14 protein-coding genes are annotated in these 13,400 nt (G+C 72.2%); 6 read left to right on the top strand and 8 right to left on the bottom strand.

What is annotated here, in order from left to right; genetic code table 11:
• Nucleotides 1–2 precede the first annotated feature (2 nt).
• The gene (locus BJ971_RS26420) at nucleotides 3–1,013 is read right to left on the bottom strand and encodes a hypothetical protein (RefSeq protein WP_184995898.1); all 1,011 of its coding nucleotides are present in this window, start codon (nucleotides 1,011–1,013) and stop codon (nucleotides 3–5) included.
• A gap of 107 nt (nucleotides 1,014–1,120) precedes the next feature.
• Between BJ971_RS26420 and BJ971_RS42300 the strand changes: the two genes are divergently transcribed.
• Both BJ971_RS42300 and BJ971_RS26430 read left to right on the top strand, forming a co-directional pair.
• A complete protein-coding gene (locus BJ971_RS42300) occupies nucleotides 1,121–3,391 on the top strand; it encodes a putative bifunctional diguanylate cyclase/phosphodiesterase (protein WP_184995899.1) in 2,271 nt (756 codons plus the stop codon).
• Between the two features lie 4 nt (nucleotides 3,392–3,395).
• On the top strand, nucleotides 3,396–4,175 hold the full coding sequence (locus tag BJ971_RS26430; RefSeq protein ID WP_184995900.1) for an SDR family NAD(P)-dependent oxidoreductase: 780 nt from the start codon (nucleotides 3,396–3,398) through the stop codon (nucleotides 4,173–4,175).
• On the opposite strand, the gene BJ971_RS26435 is transcribed toward BJ971_RS26430, so the two are convergent.
• From BJ971_RS26435 to BJ971_RS26445, 3 genes are read right to left on the bottom strand one after another with little or no spacing between them, the layout of a single operon-like run.
• Complete coding sequence (locus BJ971_RS26435; RefSeq protein ID WP_184995901.1) at nucleotides 4,169–4,651, bottom strand: DUF1877 family protein; 483 nt, start codon at nucleotides 4,649–4,651, stop codon at nucleotides 4,169–4,171. The two genes, BJ971_RS26430 and BJ971_RS26435, sit on opposite strands and share 7 nt — an antisense overlap.
• Nucleotides 4,652–4,692: 41 nt before the next feature.
• Nucleotides 4,693–5,100 carry a hypothetical protein gene (locus BJ971_RS26440; RefSeq protein WP_184995902.1) on the bottom strand — a complete coding sequence of 136 codons (408 nt, stop codon included), beginning with the start codon at nucleotides 5,098–5,100 and terminating at the stop codon, nucleotides 4,693–4,695.
• A 20-nt stretch (nucleotides 5,101–5,120) separates the two neighbouring features.
• Complete coding sequence (locus BJ971_RS26445) at nucleotides 5,121–5,411, bottom strand: GlsB/YeaQ/YmgE family stress response membrane protein (RefSeq protein WP_184995903.1); 291 nt, start codon at nucleotides 5,409–5,411, stop codon at nucleotides 5,121–5,123.
• On the opposite strand from BJ971_RS26445, the gene BJ971_RS26450 reads away from it, so the two are divergent.
• On the top strand, nucleotides 5,410–6,015 hold the full coding sequence (locus tag BJ971_RS26450) for a phosphatase PAP2 family protein (RefSeq protein WP_184995904.1): 606 nt from the start codon (nucleotides 5,410–5,412) through the stop codon (nucleotides 6,013–6,015). The two genes, BJ971_RS26445 and BJ971_RS26450, sit on opposite strands and share 2 nt — an antisense overlap.
• A 50-nt stretch (nucleotides 6,016–6,065) precedes the next feature.
• Here the strand turns inward: BJ971_RS26450 and BJ971_RS26455 are convergent, their stop codons facing one another.
• From BJ971_RS26455 to BJ971_RS26465, 3 genes are read right to left on the bottom strand one after another with little or no spacing between them, the layout of a single operon-like run.
• Nucleotides 6,066–6,575, bottom strand: coding sequence for a PadR family transcriptional regulator (locus tag BJ971_RS26455; RefSeq protein WP_184995905.1), 510 nt, complete (start codon nucleotides 6,573–6,575; stop codon nucleotides 6,066–6,068).
• A 51-nt stretch (nucleotides 6,576–6,626) separates the two neighbouring features.
• On the bottom strand, nucleotides 6,627–7,463 hold the full coding sequence (locus BJ971_RS26460; RefSeq protein WP_184995906.1) for an NAD(P)H-binding protein: 837 nt from the start codon (nucleotides 7,461–7,463) through the stop codon (nucleotides 6,627–6,629).
• Nucleotides 7,460–8,875 carry an MFS transporter gene (locus BJ971_RS26465; protein WP_203709099.1) on the bottom strand — a complete coding sequence of 472 codons (1,416 nt, stop codon included), beginning with the start codon at nucleotides 8,873–8,875 and terminating at the stop codon, nucleotides 7,460–7,462. The genes BJ971_RS26460 and BJ971_RS26465 overlap by 4 nt, the downstream gene beginning before the upstream one ends.
• Before the next feature lie 117 nt (nucleotides 8,876–8,992).
• Between BJ971_RS26465 and BJ971_RS26470 the strand changes: the two genes are divergently transcribed.
• The 3 genes from BJ971_RS26470 to BJ971_RS26480 are packed head-to-tail and all read left to right on the top strand — an operon-like array spanning nucleotide 8,993 to nucleotide 11,794.
• Nucleotides 8,993–9,598, top strand: coding sequence for a response regulator transcription factor (locus BJ971_RS26470; protein WP_184995908.1), 606 nt, complete (start codon nucleotides 8,993–8,995; stop codon nucleotides 9,596–9,598).
• A gap of 28 nt (nucleotides 9,599–9,626) precedes the next feature.
• On the top strand, nucleotides 9,627–11,471 hold the full coding sequence (locus tag BJ971_RS26475; RefSeq protein WP_184995909.1) for a sensor histidine kinase: 1,845 nt from the start codon (nucleotides 9,627–9,629) through the stop codon (nucleotides 11,469–11,471).
• Nucleotides 11,468–11,794 carry an arginase family protein gene (locus tag BJ971_RS26480; protein WP_184995910.1) on the top strand — a complete coding sequence of 109 codons (327 nt, stop codon included), beginning with the start codon at nucleotides 11,468–11,470 and terminating at the stop codon, nucleotides 11,792–11,794. The genes BJ971_RS26475 and BJ971_RS26480 overlap by 4 nt, the downstream gene beginning before the upstream one ends.
• On the opposite strand, the gene BJ971_RS26485 is transcribed toward BJ971_RS26480, so the two are convergent.
• The gene (locus BJ971_RS26485; RefSeq protein WP_239087148.1) at nucleotides 11,773–13,293 is read right to left on the bottom strand and encodes a PstS family phosphate ABC transporter substrate-binding protein; all 1,521 of its coding nucleotides are present in this window, start codon (nucleotides 13,291–13,293) and stop codon (nucleotides 11,773–11,775) included. The two genes, BJ971_RS26480 and BJ971_RS26485, sit on opposite strands and share 22 nt — an antisense overlap.
• Nucleotides 13,294–13,400 lie beyond the last annotated feature (107 nt).

Below are 13,400 nucleotides of genomic sequence, written 5' to 3' on the forward strand. Positions count from 1 at the left end.
GCTCACTTCCAGAAGACTGGCGCGCTGACCATGGCGCCGGTGACCGTACCGTGGATGTTGACGCCCTCGACCCAGGTCGAATAGGCGGGCAGGACGACGAAGGCCCCGTTCTCGAAGATCCACGCCTTCTGCTCGAGCGAAGCCGTCCGCGTGTGCCCGCCGACCCGCGCGCCGTCGGAGCTGACGGCGGAGACCGTCAGCACGCCCGGCAGCGGCGGCCGGCCGATACGGGTACGCCGCCAGTGCACTCCGTCCGCGGGGTTCGCCTCGTACGCCCAGGCGACGAGCTCGTCGTTCGCCACGCCGAAGATCTTGAGCCCGTCGGCGCTCATCGCACCCGCCACCGTCCGGCTGTCGCTCCCGCCCGGGAGCCCGAACAGCCCCGTGCCACCACCGACCCGGCTGCCGTCGACGAAGGCGGTCGTCGCGCACGTGCCGCACTCGTTGAAGGAACCCGCGACGATGCCGCCGGCGGCGACGCCCGCCACCGTGCCGGAACCCTCCCCGATCGGCAGGTTGCGGCCGCCGCGGATGCGCACCGGCCGGGCCGCGGTGTTCGAGGTCGCCATGCGGCCGGCGATGTGCCCGTCGTTGCTGATCGCCTCCGCCCAGGAACTCTCGTTGTTACCGGTCAGCAGCGTGTAGGAGCCGTCGGGGTCCCAGCGCACGGGCTTGCGCTTCAGGTAACCGGACTTCGGGCCGGCCCAGCCCACGATGACGCCCGCCTCGTTGATGTCGGTCGCGGCGCTCGCCGCGTATCCGGGCACCTCGGTCAGGTACAGCGGCAGGCCGTCCACCCACTTGACGGCCTTGCTACCGGACTGGCCGACGATCACATTGGCGTTGTTGATCGCCTTCGTGTACGGAGTCGAGTCGTCCGCGGACCAGGCGTGCAGCAGCCCGATCATGCGGCCGGGAGCCGGCGGCGGGTCGGCGCGCGCCACCGACGGCCCGGACGCGGCGCCGGCGGCGAGTGTGACGACTGCGGCCAGAGTGAGACGACGTACCTGCATGCCGGGCATCGTCGCAGGAGCCTGTGAGAAACCACATCTGGCAAACGACATACGTATTGCACGGCGTTGGCAACGGGATTGCACCCGTCCGCCGGTATCCATGAGGTGTGACCAGTCTCCCCCGGGCCAGCCCTGTCGCCCCCTCAGCCGTCGGTCACCGCTGGTATCTCGGCATCGGCGCGATCGTCCTGGCCGCCGGCTCACTGGTCAGCCCCCAGGTGCGACCCTGGGTCTACATGGCCGTCACGGCGTCCGTGATGATCGCCATCGCGGTCGGCGTACGGAAGTATCGGCCGGCATGGCCGGCACCGTGGTGGCTGATCGTCGCGGGAGTGGGCAGCACGCTGCTCGCCAACCTCGGCTGGGCGATGGCGCTGACCCCCGCCGGCGTGCCGCGATTCCCGTCGGTCGGCGACCTCTTCTACGCGGCGGCGCTGGTACTGCTGGCGCTGAGCGTCTACTGGTGGGTGCGGCCCGGGCAGCGCCGCGGCGCCGTCGAGGCCGCCATCATGACGCTGGGCGGCGGCGCGTTCTCCTGGGCGCTGGTGATCGAACCGCTGCTGTTCGACGGCCGCTTCAGCGGCCTGCGGCTGGGGAGCTATCTGCTCTACGCCGGCATCGACCTGGTCATTCTCGTGCTCACGGTACGCGTCGTCGTCGTGTCACGGGTACGCACGCCCGCCTACCGGCTGATGGCCGCCTCGGCATGCCTGCTCATCATCACCAACACCGTGAACTTCGCCGCCCTGCTGTCCGGCACGAACCTCGACACGCTCACCGCGCTCGGCTGGCTGGGCGCGTACGTGCTCATCGGCGGCGCGGCGCTGCACCCCTCGATGGCGCGCAGCACCGGCAACGTCGCCGTCAATCCGTCACCGGCGCCGCGCCGGCGAATGCTGATCTACGTGTCGCTCATCCTGGCCATCAGCGGGCTGACCGTCACCAGCCTGGTCGCCGACCTCGGGCCGCGCTCGCCCCGGACCGTCGTGCTGGAGCTGCTCGGCTGCGCGATGTCGGTCCTGCTGATCTTCCGGCTCTCGCAGCTCGCCACGCTCCTGAACCGCCGCGCCCTGCTCGACGTCCTCACCGGACTCGGCAACCGGGCCCTGCTCCAGGAGCGCCTGGACAACGCCGCTCCCCCCGACGAGGTGCTGCTGCTCGTCGACCTCGACGGCTTCCGCGATCTCAACGACAGCTTCGGCCACAAGGCCGGCGACGCGGTGCTGCTCGAGGCCGCCCGCCGGCTGCGCACGGTCGTGCCCGGCCACGCCACCGTGGTACGGATCAGCGGCGACGAGTTCGCCATCCTCGCCGCCACCGGCGACGGCGTCGACGGCCCGGCCGTGGCACAGCGCATCCTCGACGCGCTGCACCACCCGTACCAGCTGCCGGGCATGTCGGCCCGGCACCTCGCCGCGAGCATCGGCGTCGTGCCCATGCCGGCGAGCGCCCCGCGTACGCACGCGCTGCGCGATGCCGACCTGGCGCTGCGCAGCGCGCGGCACCAGGGCGGCAAGCAGTACGCCGTGTACGACGCCGCCGTGCACGCCGAGCGCCTCGCCAACACCCAGCTCGTGGCCGACATGCACCACGCCCTCGACGCCGGGGAGTTCAGCGTCCACTATCAGCCCGTCGTCGAGCTGGCCACCGGCGACATCGTCGCCGCCGAGGCGCTGCTGCGCTGGACCCGCCCCGACGGCACCTCCATCCCGCCGATGCAGTTCATCCCCCTCGCGGAACAGAGCGGGGCCATCGTGGCCATCGGCGGCTGGGTCATGGCCCAGGTCTGCGCCGACCTGTCCACCCTGCACCACGAGCACGGGCTGTCGGTCACCGTGAACGTCTCCGCGCACCAGCTGCGCGACCCGAAGTTCGCGCAGAGCGTTCTCGACCTGCTGCGGCAGAACGACGTGCCGGGCTCGGCGCTGATCGTGGAGATCACCGAGACGGTGCTCATCACCTCGGTCGTCGACGCCGCCACCTCCACCGAACAGCTACAGACCCTGCGCGACAACGGCGTCCGGATCGCCATCGACGACTTCGGCACCGGCTACTCCTCGCTGGCCTACCTGCGCCAGCTGCCCGTCGACATCCTCAAGATGGACGGATCCTTCACCGCCGAGCAGATCGAGCAGGGCGCCGCGAAGGACCTCGCGTTCATCCGCACCATCCTGGAGCTGAGCCGCATCCTGGGGTTGCAGACCATCGCCGAGGCGGTGGAGACCGCCACCCAGGCCGACCGGCTCAACGGCCTCGGCTGCGACCTGGCGCAGGGCTACCACTTCGCCCGGCCGGCACCCGTCGCGACCCTGCTCGACGCGCTCAGGCAGCGCGGCCCGTTACCCGTGATAGCGGTGGGTTCCGTCGTGCGATCCTGAAGGCATGAGCGAGTATCCGCGCGGGCTGGCAGCATTCTCCCTGGAGGGACGGAAGGCGCTGATCACCGGCGGCAACCGCGGCCTCGGGTACGCCTTCACCCAGGCCCTTGCCGACGCCGGCGCCTCGGTCGCGTTCATCGGGCGCGGCGCGGACGCCAACCAGGCGGCGGTCGACCGACTCGCGGACGCGGGCATCGCCGCACACGCCATCAGCGCCGACCTGACCCGCGACGACGACGTACAGCGCGGCGTCGACGAGGCCGTACACGCCCTCGGCGGCCTGGACATCGTCGTCAACAACGCCGGCGCCTGCGTACACAACCCGGCCTGGGACGCCACCGACGAACAGTGGCAGCAGGTCTTCGACCTCAACGTCCGCGCGGTCTGGAAGGTCAGCCTGGCCGCCGGCCGCCACCTGCGCGCCACCGGCGGCGGCTGCATCGTCAACATCGGCTCCATCTCGGGCCTGATCGTCAACCGGCCGCAGGCGCAGGCCCCCTACAACGCCTCCAAGGCCGCCGTCCACCAGCTCACCAAGTCACTGGCCGCGGAGTGGGCACCGGACAACATCCGGGTCAACGCCGTCGCGCCGGGCTACGTCAAGACGGAGATGGCCCCGGTGGACCGGCCGGAACTGCGCCGGATGTGGATCGAGGACGCCCCGCAGCAGCGCTACGCCATGCCCGAGGAGATCGCACCGACCGTGGTCTACCTCTGCTCCCCCGCGGCGGCCTTCGTCACCGGCTCCGTGCTCGTCATCGACGGCGGTTACACCGTCTACTGATCCACGGTGAAGATGACGGCCCGCCCGGCGGCCGCGGCCCGGCCGTAGAAGTCGCGCACCCGCGTGAACCAGTACCAGGTGTACGCGAAGTCCTCGTCGCTGAGCACGCCCTGGTAGCTCGCGGGGTCGATGCTGTCGTACCGCTGCCGCATCCACGCCTCGTCCACAACTTGAAGGCCCGCGGCGACCCGGGCCACCTCGTCGACCAGCACGTGGCTCACGACGTAGTCGTCGCCCTCGTAGTGGTGGCCGCCGCCGAGCACGGCCATGTCGAGCGGGGACAGGCGCCGGCCGCTGCCCAGGGTCCCGTCGCTCAGGCACCGGTGCATGGCGTCCCAGGCCTTGTCGGTCTCGCAGTCCAGCGGCTCGCCGTCCCAGTCGCCCATCTCGACCTCTTCGACGAACGCCCGTACCTCGTCGTCGTCGCGGGTCGCCACCAGCGCGGCCTCCTGCTCGGCCGTCAGCGCAAAGAACATCCCTCGACATCCCACGGCGGCACGGTACCCGACCCCGACGGTCAATAGAGCCAGCGGTCGAGCACACCGGGCCAGAACTGCCGCTCGTGGTCGCCGTCCGCGATGGCGGCCGGATCGATGGCCTCGATCCGGCCGAGGAGATCGGTCAGTTCGGCGAATGCCTGGTGCTCCGCCTCGGCGCTCTCGTCCCAGCAGTCGAGCACGGCCGACTCGGCGAAGCAGGTGCCGATCAGGTCTGTCTCGCTCGCACGCACGACGTGCCCGCGCCCGGCCCAGGACTCAAGCTCCTCGGTCGTCGGAGGCCTCACACCGGCCACCTCACAGGCCCCACTCCTGGAACCGGGCGAGGCGGTCCGGTGGCAGGCAGTCGGCGGGTTCCGTTCCAGGTCGACCGGGTACACCACGAAGTCGTCGGTGAGCCGGGCGAACCGCGCGGAGAGATCAGGCATGCGGGGATCGTACGAGCCGGCTACCCGGTTTTCGGTGCGTGGCCCGACCGGTGCAGCAGCCAGCCGGCGATCGGGATCACGATCAGCGTGCCGATGATCGCGCTCAGGATCCCGCCCCAGTCGAAGATGTCGTCGTCGCCGATCCCCATCCCGAGGGTGAAGATGACGTACCCGAGCATCGCCCCGGCCAGACCGAGCCCCACCGAGACCAGCCACGACGCCGGCCCGCTCATCTTGCGGAACGCGTCGCCTGGCATGAGCACTCTCGCGATGACGCCGGCGACGAAGCCGAGCAGTAATGCACCGATCATGTGGCCAGCTTCGACCTTCCTCGCCGCGCCGGCATCATCCGCCAGGGATGATCCTCGAACAGGCTACCGCGTACTCCTCTCGCTCTTCCCGGCCCAGGCGGACGCGCTGCGCGCACGGTACGACGAGGCGCTCGCCGTGATCTCCGACGGTCGCGCGAAGCGCGGCGGGATCCGGGTCGGCAAGGCCGCGGCCGCTGCCACGATCGCGGACCGCCGCGACGACGGCGCGTTCTCGGACGCGACCTGGCCGGTCGGCACCGCCCCGGGCGCATACCGGCTGACTCCGCCCGGGTTCGTCCAGGCCGGCGCCGGGTACGCGTTCCTGAAGCCGTTCGCCATCGACGGCAACCCGGCCACCGTGGCCGACCCGGCCTGGACGCCGTTGCGCGTCACCGCGCCGTCGCCGGAGTGGCCCTCCGGGCACGCCTGTTACACCTCCGCGATCATGGCCGCCCTGCGGACGTTCTTCGGCCGCGACGACCTGTCGTTCAGCGCCTACAGCGCCGAGTCCGGCACCACCCGGCACTTCGACAGCCTCTCCTCGGCCCGGACTGAACTGATGGGGGCACGGATCTGGGCCGGGGTGCACTACCGCGGCGCGTGAGGTCCTCGCCAAGGAGTTCGGCCGTCGCCGCTGACCCCCGCACAGGGTGGTCACGGCAGCGTGTCGCGCAGGTGGTGCAGCCAGCCGCCGAGCGAGGTGAGTGCGGCGACCTCGAACGACGCGCGGGCACCCTGCACCGGGCCCGCGGCGCCGGTGCGGTCCTCGATCGCGGACCGCTGCCGGTCGACGACCTTGCGGCAGGCGCCGATCGCACCGTCGAAGGTGTCGCGGTCGGCGTAGGCGACGGCGAGCATGGCCCGCGCGTAGACCTCCGACCGGTCGACGTCCGGCGGCGGGTCCAGCAACCAGGTCTGCTGGCGCCGCTGCCCGGCGGGGGTCAGTGCGACGACGCGCCGGGCCCCGCTCCGGGATCCCGGGTCCCAGGCGACCGTCCGGATGAAGCCGCCGCGCTCCAGCCGGGTGAGCGCGGCGACGATCCGGATCACGTCCGGCACCGGCCGGTCGCCGAAGAGGTCGGCGTAGCCCTGCCGCAGATCGAGGACGCTGCGTGGTTCGCGGCTGAGGAGCACCAGCAGGATGTCGCCCAATGCGGCCGCCATCAGAGCAGACACCCCTACTCATCGACCAGGTTCTTCTACAGGGTGTAGAAGTTAGCAGGCCGGGTACGCCGCGGCCCACTCCTCGACGGTGCGCGGCGGCCGGCCGGTGACCCGGTAGATCGTGTCGGTGACCGGGGCCGGCCGGCCCAGGTACCGTTCCCAGGCCGCGAAGAGGAGGTCGGCCGGCGCGTACGGGCTCATCGCGGACCGGGCCGCGGCGGGATCGAGCTCGACGTAGCGCAGGTGGCGACCGTGCGCGTGGCCGACCAGTTCGATCTGCTCGCGGTGGGTGAGCGACCGGGGCCCGGTCACGTGGTACTTCCGGCCGACGTGTTCGTCGCCGGTGAGCGCCGCCACGGCGATCGCGGCGAAGTCGGCCGTGTGGATCGGCGACCCGGCCGCCTCGGCGTACGGCCCGCGCACCACGTCGCCGGCGGCCAGCTGCCCTGGCACGTCGAAGGCCCACTGCAACGCGTCGGCCGAGGCGACGTCCAGCCGGAGGAACGTCCATTGCAGTCCGGCGTCCACGATGATCTGTTCGATCTCGTGGTGTGCGGCGGCCACCTCGTCGCGCTGCCGCTCGGCGTCGTCGTCGATCTCGGCCGTGGACTGGAACACGATGCGTTTCACCCCGGCGCGCTGCGCCGCGGCAACGAAGCCCGGCCCGACACCCGGCACGACGGCGAGCAGGAACGCGGCCTCGACGCCGGTCAGCGCGGCGGCCAGGCTGTCCGGGTCGCCGAGGTCCCCGGCGACGATCTCCGCGCCGGCCGGCAGGTCCGCCTTGCCCGGGTCGCGGGTGAGTGTGCGTACGGGTATGCCGGCGGCGACGAGCTGCTCGACGATGGAGCGTCCGACGGGCGCGGTGGCCGCGGTAACCAGAATCATGATGGTCTCCTCTTGTCTGCGGTGTGCTCGGGCAGGAAGTAGCCGGCCGGGAAGGCCGCAAGCACCAGGCCGGCCGCCAACCACAGCGCGGGGGTCAGGGAGCCCTGCGCGTCGAAGAACACGGTGCCGACCAGGGCCAGGCCGAGGGCGCCGCCCAGCTGCTGGACGGCCGTGATGGTCCCCGAGGCGGAGCCGGTCTCCGCCGGCTCGACGCCGGCCAGCACGAAGTCGAGGTACGGCCCCATCAGCAGCGCCGCACCCACCCCGCCGACCAGCAACGCCGGTATCAGCCGCCAGCCGCTGACCGCCGATCCGGCGGCGGCGACGGTGGCGATGACGCCGACAATCCCGAGGGCGTTGACGAGCACGCCGGCGTGCAGCACCGCGCGGCCGAACCGCCGCAGCGACGGCAGGGCGCCCATTCCGGCGATCACACCGATCGGGTACGGCAGCATGGCGAGCCCCGCGGCCGACGGCGAGTAACCGGCGTCGACCTGGAGGAACACGTTGAACACCAGCATGAAGCCCGACATCGAGGCGAACAGGAGCACCCCGACCAGCAGGCCGCCGGTGAACGCCCGCTTGCGGAAGAGGCTGGGTATCACCAGTGGATCGCCGCCGGCCCTCTCGGTGCGCGTCTCGTACCATCCGAAGAGGACGAAGAGCAGCGCGGAGCCGGCCATCATCGCAAAGGCCCAGGCGGGCCAGCCGTGTTCGCGCCCCTGCACCAGCGGAAAGATCAGGAGCAGGCCGGCGGCCGCGGCCAGCACGGCGCCGACGAGGTCCAGCCGGAGCGGATGCGGCGCGCGGGACGCGGGCAGGAAGCGCACGGCGGCCGCAACGGCGGCCACGCCGATCGGCAGGTTGATCAGGAAGATCATCCGCCAGCCGGTGCCGAGGATGTCGGCGTCGACGAGCCATCCGGCCAGCACCGGGCCGCCGGCCGCGGCCAGGCCCATGACCGGTCCGAACGCGGCGAGCGCGGTCTGCGACTCCGTCGGCGGGAACATCTCCTTGATCAGGCCGAAGCCCTGCGGCACCATCGCGGCACCGCACAGGCCCTGAACGACCCGGGCCGCGATGACCGTCTCCGGTGTACCCGCGGTCGCGACGAGCAGCGAGCCGATCGTGAAGCCGCCGGCGCCGATCAGGAACATCCGGCGGCGCCCGATGATGTCGCCGAGCCGGCCGCTGGTGAGCAGGCCCGCGGTCATCGCCAGCAGGTAGGCGGCGCCCAGCCACTGGAGCAGGCCGGCGCTGCCGCCGAGATCGGCGCGCATGGTCGGCCCGGCGATGTTGGTGACGGTGGCGTCGAGCAGCTCCATCGCCGAACCCGCGAGGATGACCGCGAGCGCGACCCACCGCCACCGGTACGCGGTGGTGGCCGGAGCGAGCGTCTCGGTTGCTGCCATCTGGTCCCCCATAGGTGTCCAGGTGAGATCGACCTGGCAGGTAGCCTCGCAACCGGCGGGTGGCCGTCGGTAGTGCGCTGATCACGAATCCAGGGTGAGGAATTCACGGAGGCCGGAATGATCCGGATCATGGTGGCGGAGGACATGCGAATGCTCCGCGAGACCCTGGTCGCCGTGCTCGCCCTCGAGGACGACCTCGACGTGGTGGCCAGCGTCGACCGGGGCGACACGGTGGTCGACGCCGCGATGCGCACCCGGCCCGACGTCGCCGTGATCGACATCGACCTGCCCGGCCAGGACGGGCTGACCGCCGCCGCCGAACTGCACGAGCGGCTGCCCGGCTGCCGCACGCTCGTGCTGACCGGCCTGGCCAGCCCCGGACACCTGCGCCGCGCGCTACAGGCGCATGCCCGCGGGTTCCTGCTCAAGCACGCTCCGCCGCAGGAGCTGATCGACGCCATCCGGCGGATCGCGGCCGGCGACCGGGTGGTCGACCCGCAGGTGGCGCTCGCGGCGCTGGACGCGGCCACCAATCCGCTGACGGCGCGCGAGGTCGACGTGCTGCGGATCGCCGCGACCGGCGCGGAACCCGCGGAGATCGCCGGGCGGCTGTCGCTGTCCACCGGTACGGTGCGCAACTACCTCACCGCCGCCGAGATGAAGCTCGGTGCGCGCAACCGGGTCGACGCCATCCGCATCGCCACCGAAGGGGGCTGGCTGTGACCGGCCTGCGGCGTTAGCGTCGAAGGATATGAGGGTTGCCCGCCGGGCCAGCGCGATCGTCGTCGCGGTGCTGTGCCTGCTGCTGGTCGCGAGGACGGCGTACGCCCTCAGCGACGGCGGGCCGGGCTACCTGTTCGTGCTGGCGTCGTTCGTGCTGCCGTTCGGGTATGCCGTCCCCGCCACCCGGGGCGTGTGGACACGCCACCGGTTCTGGCTGCTGGCCGCGCAGGCGGCGCTGACCTACCTGCCGTTCGCCGTTTTCGGCAACCACTGGGTCGGCGGCGTGTCGGGCCTGCTGGGCGGCCTGGTGCTGCTCACGCTCGCGGCGCCCGGCTCGTGGCTGCTGTTCGCCGCGCTCCTCGTGGTGGAGTGTGTGCTGTGGATGGGCGTGGTCGGCCTGCCGTACGCGCCGGCGGTCCACGCCGTGGTCTGGCTCTGCGTCGCCTTCGTGACCACCGGGCTGGCGTTCTTCGGCCTGGCCCGCCTCTCGGACGTGGTGAGGGAGCTGCACGTCGCCCGCGCGGAGTTCGCGCGCCTGGCGGTCGCGCGGGAGCGGCTCGAGGCGACCCGCAGGCTGCGGGCCGCGCTCGACGAACGCCTCCGCGCGGTCACCGAACACGGCCGGGCCGCGCTGCGTGCCCTGGCGGACGACCGGCAGCGGGCCCGTGAGCAGATGACGGAGGCGGGCGTCCTGGCCCGTCAGGTGCTCACCGACGTTCGGGCGGTGACCGCGGACCCGCTGCCGGTGGAGACCCCCGCGCGGCGCGGCGACGCCGTCGTGGCGCCGCGGCTGGCCCGGACCGTCCTGGTCGTCATGCTGTGCGCCTTCTTCGCCCTGGACCTGGCCTATCTCGTGTTCCTCGACGCCACCGCGATCGTCCGGGCCGGGGCCGTGGCCAACGGCTTCGCGATCATGGCCCTGCAGCTGCGTCACTCCCGGCCGGTCCGGGACGGCGACCGCCCGCGCGCCTGGGCCTGGACGCTCGCCCTTCAGGCCCTGCTGGTGTACGCGCTGGTCCCGGCCATCGGCTACCCCGCGCTCATCTTCGTCGGCTTTCTCGCCGGCTCCGCCCTGCTGCTGATTCCCGGCCGATGGGCGTGGGCCGGCTTCGCCGTGGTCCTGGCCGGCTTCTCCGCGATCCTGGTCCACGAGAATCCGTCGGTCGCGTACCTGACCTACTCGGCGGCGATCATGGCGGCGATCGGCCTCATGGTGTACGGCCTGTCCAGGCTGGCCGACCTGGCCGTCCAGCTGGAGGCCCTGCGCGGCGAGACGGCCCGGATGGCGGTGCACCGCGAACGGCTGCGCACCGCCCGGGACGTGCACGACCTGCTCGGCCAGGGGCTCTCGGTCCTCACCCTCAAGATCGTCCTCATCGACCGGTTGATCGACCACGACGAGGCACGGGCACGCGCCGAGATCGAAGAGGCGATCCGGATCTGCACGACGGCGCGGGACGAGACGCGCCTGGTCACCGACGGCATCCAGCACCTGTCTCTGCGCGCGGAGATCGCGGTGGCCCGCTCGGTGCTGACCTCGGCCGGCATCGACGTCCGCGCCGACCTGGCCGACGGGCCGCTGCCGGCCGAGCTCGACGCCGTGCTGGCCACGGTGCTGCGGGAGGCCGTCACCAACGTCCTGCGGCACAGCAGCGCCCGCCACTGCGTCATCGAGACGGCCCGCACCGCCCCGGGCATGCTGCGCCTGAGCGTCAGCAACGACGGCGTGTCCGACCAGCCGAACCGCGAGGCTCCGGCCGGCCACGGCCTGACGAACCTCACGGCGCGCGTCGAGGCCGCCGCCGGCCACCTCACCAGCCACCGCGCCGACGGCCGGTTCCACATCGTCGCCGACCTCGCGGAACCCGCATGACGACCGTGCTGTGCGTGCCGCAGTGGCAGGGCTCGGCATCGAGCGCGGCGCCGCGGCTGATGGCCGGCGCCCGCAGCGCCGCCGGGCTCGTCGCGGCGCAGGCGCTGGTGACCGTGCCGGTACAGGAAAAGGCCGGCGAGAAGGCGGCCGGGATCCGCGCGTTCGACGTGCTGGTGGAGAACCAGCGGCTGACCCGGGAGGCGCTGGCCGGCATCGACGACCGGGTGATCACCGTCGGCGGCGACATCGACGAGGCCGAGGCCGAGGTGATCCGCGACCTGGGTGCCGCACTCGCACGCGGTCAGGTGGGGCGGCAGAGCTGAGGGTTGGCCAGTTCGGCGCAGGGCCGGTCGCCGTTCGCACGGATGATGTCGGCGCCGACCTGGTTGGTCAGGTAGCGCAGGAAGCTCGCCGCCAGGGACTCGGCGTCCGGCTCGCCGTAGGTGTAGCCGAACTCGGTCTCCCAGAACGGGTACGTGCCGTGGTCGGCGCCGGTCACCTCGGCCCGGTGGCCGTTGATCCGCACCAGCACCAGGTCGTCGCGGACCGCCGCCGCGCCCAGCTCGCTGTAGCCGAGGGCACCCGGAGTGTCGGCGATCGCCCGCAGCACCGCCTCGGTGGAGTCGCGGGCGCAGCGGACCACCCCCGGCGTTGTGCCCGGGTCGCGGGTGCGGCAGTCGTCGGAGTTGCTGCCCGGCTCGCGCTGGCCGCCGAGGACCCGGCGCTGGAACGCGGCCCGGGTGCCCGAGCCCGGATTGCGGCTGATCAGCCGTACCGGCAGGTCGCTGCCGCCGATCTCCTTCCAGTTCGTCACCTCGCCGCGGTAGATCTGCCGGATCTGCTCGCCGGTCAGGTCGTGCACACCCGCCTCGCTGTTGACCACGACCGTGAACAGGAAGAACGCGATCGGCCGCGGCACCAGGCCGGGCATGCCGGACGGCTTCTCCCCGTCCGAGAAGGCCAGCAGGCCGGCGGCGGGCGCCTCGCCGTCGGCCGACCGGGCGGCCCGGTCCAGCGTCAGCAGGCCCTCGCCGCTGCCGCGCATGTCGAACGCGAACGACGCGCCCGGGCAGAGGTCCCGGTAGGACTCGGCCGCCTCGCGCACGATCGGCTCGAAGGCGGTGGAGCCGGTCACGGTGAGCCGGCCGGCCGCGCAGTCGAGCGGCGTTGCCCGGTCGCTGCGCACGAAGATGAACAGTTGCGCGACGACGATCGCGGCTAGCAGTGCGACCAGCGCGAACAGCGCCCTGGGCGGGCCGGTGCGGCTCTCGGTCCGGTCGATGCCGCCCTGGCCGACGCCGTTCCGGATGCCGCCGGACACCTCCGGGTCCAGGTACTGCCCGGGCGGCACTGTGGCCGTCGGCGCCCGGTCCAGCACGGCGAGCACCTTGTAGTGCGCCTTCTTGTTCAGCTGTACCCGGGGCAGTTCGATCGTGTCGCCGCCGACGGTGAGGTCGTCCCAGTCCTCGAAGTACGCCTTGAGGTACTTGTTGCTGAGCTCGGTCACCACCATGCCGACCACCCGGCGGTCCGGGAACCGCACGGTGATCCCGGCCTTGGACCTGGCGGGCGCGGCGTAGTCGCTCTCGTCGATGCCGGTGGCGCCCGCGTTCTCGATCCGCAGCAGCACCACCGTGGGGTCGGTCAGCTGCACACCGTCCTTGCGCAGGTCGCCGAGCGCGCCGCGGAACGGCGTCTGCACCACGTCCATCGCGGTGGTGTCCATCTGCACCCGGTAGCCGAGCCGCTTGCGGCCCTTGACGCCGAACTCGTAGATCGCCGCGATCCCGGGGATGATCACACCGAGGGACGCGAGCGCCACGCTCCACCAGACCTCGATGATCGCCTCCGCGCTGCCGAGAATCCCGATGGTAGGACGGCGCGGCGGCCCGGCTCCCGGGCCGTACCGAGGGTTCAGCGAACGTTCAC

Origin of the sequence: Amorphoplanes digitatis, from assembly GCF_014205335.1 — a bacterium.
In the GTDB taxonomy this organism is placed as follows: Bacteria; Actinomycetota; Actinomycetes; order Mycobacteriales; family Micromonosporaceae; genus Actinoplanes; species Actinoplanes digitatus.